Here is a 2738-nt window from a genome sequence, read left to right as displayed (position 1 = left end):
GTGTGGTCAAGTCCTCGGCCTATTAGTACCGGTCAGCTTCACCCATTGCTGGGCTTCCACGTCCGGCCTATCAACCCAGTCGTCTAGCTGGGGGCCTTACCACGTCAACCGTGTGGGAGACCTCATCTTGAAGCAGGCTTCCCGCTTAGATGCTTTCAGCGGTTATCCCTTCCGAACGTAGCCAACCAGCGATGCTCCTGGCGGAACAACTGGCACACCAGAGGTTCGTCCGTCCCGGTCCTCTCGTACTAGGGACAGCCCTTCTCAAGTCTCCTGCGCCCGCAGCGGATAGGGACCGAACTGTCTCACGACGTTCTAAACCCAGCTCGCGTACCGCTTTAATGGGCGAACAGCCCAACCCTTGGGACCTGCTACGGCCCCAGGATGCGACGAGCCGACATCGAGGTGCCAAACCATGCCGTCGATATGGACTCTTGGGCAGGATCAGCCTGTTATCCCCGGGGTACCTTTTATCCGTTGAGCGACAGCGCTTCCACAAGCCACTGCCGGATCACTAGTCCCTGCTTTCGCACCTGCTCGACCTGTCGGTCTCACAGTCAAGCTCCCTTGTGCACTTGCACTCGACACCTGATTGCCAACCAGGCTGAGGGAACCTTTGGGCGCCTCCGTTACCTTTTGGGAGGCAACCGCCCCAGTTAAACTACCCACCAGGCACTGTCCCTGATCCGGATCACGGACCGAGGTTAGATATCCAGTACGACCAGAGTGGTATTTCAACGTTGACTCCACCGACACTGGCGTGCCGGCTTCACAGTCTCCCACCTATCCTACACAAGCCGAACCGAACACCAATACCAAGCTATAGTAAAGGTCCCGGGGTCTTTCCGTCCTGCTGCGGGTAACGAGCATCTTTACTCGTAGTGCAATTTCGCCGAGTCCGTGGTTGAGACAGTGGGAAAGTCGTTACGCCATTCGTGCAGGTCGGAACTTACCCGACAAGGAATTTCGCTACCTTAGGATGGTTATAGTTACCACCGCCGTTTACTGGCGCTTAAGTTCTGAGCTTCGCCCTTGCGGGCTAACTCGTCCCCTTAACGTTCCAGCACCGGGCAGGCGTCAGTCCGTATACATCGTCTTGCGACTTCGCACGGACCTGTGTTTTTAATAAACAGTCGCTTTCCCCTGGTCTCTGCGGCCTTCAACGCTCCCGGAGCAAGTCCGTTCACGTGTCCGGCCCCCCTTCTCCCGAAGTTACGGGGGCATTTTGCCGAGTTCCTTAACCACGGTTCACTCGATCGCCTTGGTATTCTCTACCTGACCACCTGTGTCGGTTTGGGGTACGGGCGGCTATGGAACTCGCTAGAGGCTTTTCTCGACAGCATAGGATCACCCACTTCGCCGCAATCGGCTCGGCATCCAGCCTCGGGCGCTACTGTGGCGGATTTACCTACCACGGCCCTGCACTGTTACCCCGGGACTACCATCGCCCGGGATGGGCTACCTTCCTGCGTCACCCCATCGCTTGCCTACTACCGGTTCGGATCCCACGCTCCCCCACCAGAACTCCCGAAGGAGTCAAGACGGGTTCGGATGGTTAGCATCACCGGGCTCGGCATGGTCGCGCCACAACCGGTACGGGAATATCAACCCGTTGTCCATCGACTACGCCTGTCGGCCTCGCCTTAGGTCCCGACTTACCCAGGGCGGATTAGCCTGGCCCTGGAACCCTTGGTCATTCGGCGGACGGGTTTCTCACCCGTCTTTCGCTACTCATGCCTGCATTCTCACTCGTGTGGCGTCCACGACTGGGTCACCCCGCCGCTTCAACCGCCACACGACGCTCCCCTACCCAACCACACACCTGAACACACCCCACAAGGGAGTGTGCTGGGTTATTGTGTGATTGTCACAGCTTCGGCGGTGTGCTTGAGCCCCGCTACATTGTCGGCGCAGAATCACTTGACCAGTGAGCTATTACGCACTCTTTCAAGGGTGGCTGCTTCTAAGCCAACCTCCTGGTTGTCTTCGCAACTCCACATCCTTTTCCACTTAGCACACGCTTAGGGGCCTTAGCTGGTGATCTGGGCTGTTTCCCTCTCGACTACGAACCTTATCGCCCGCAGTCTCACTGCCGCGCTCTCACTTGCCGGCATTCGGAGTTTGGCTGACGTCAGTAACCTTGTAGGGCCCATCTGCCATCCAGTGCTCTACCTCCGGCAAGAAACACGCGACGCTGCACCTAAATGCATTTCGGGGAGAACCAGCTATCACGGAGTTTGATTGGCCTTTCACCCCTACCCACAGGTCATCCGCCCACTTTTCAACGTAGGTCGGTTCGGGCCTCCACGAAGTCTTACCTCCGCTTCACCCTGCCCATGGGTAGATCACTCCGCTTCGGGTCTAGAGCATGCGACTAAAAACGCCCTATTCGGACTCGCTTTCGCTACGGCTCCCCCACACGGGTTAACCTCGCCACATACCACTAACTCGCAGGCTCATTCTTCAAAAGGCACGCCATCACAACCCCGAAGGACTGCTCTGACGGCTTGTAGGCACATGGTTTCAGGTACTATTTCACTCCCCTCCCGGGGTACTTTTCACCATTCCCTCACGGTACTTGTCCGCTATCGGTCACCAGGGAGTATTTAGGCTTAACGGGTGGTCCCGCCAGATTCACACGGGATTTCTCGGGCCCCGTGCTACTCGGGTATCACGCCACTGGAGTCGTCGACTTACATCTACGGGGGTAACACCCTCTACGCCGGACCTCTCAAGTC

Annotated in this window: 1 rRNA gene (cut by a window edge); it reads right to left on the bottom strand. The window is 57.6% G+C overall.

The features are described from left to right. Positions 1-2 precede the first annotated feature (2 nt). Positions 3-2738 (bottom strand): 23S ribosomal RNA (locus ACW62_RS32595) (it continues 385 nt past the right edge of the window).

Source organism: Jiangella muralis, from assembly GCF_001270745.1.
Taxonomy (GTDB): domain Bacteria; phylum Actinomycetota; class Actinomycetes; order Jiangellales; family Jiangellaceae; genus Jiangella; species Jiangella muralis.
Note: the sequence above shows the minus strand (reverse complement) of the source record. Positions and strands in the feature narration are given on the sequence as shown.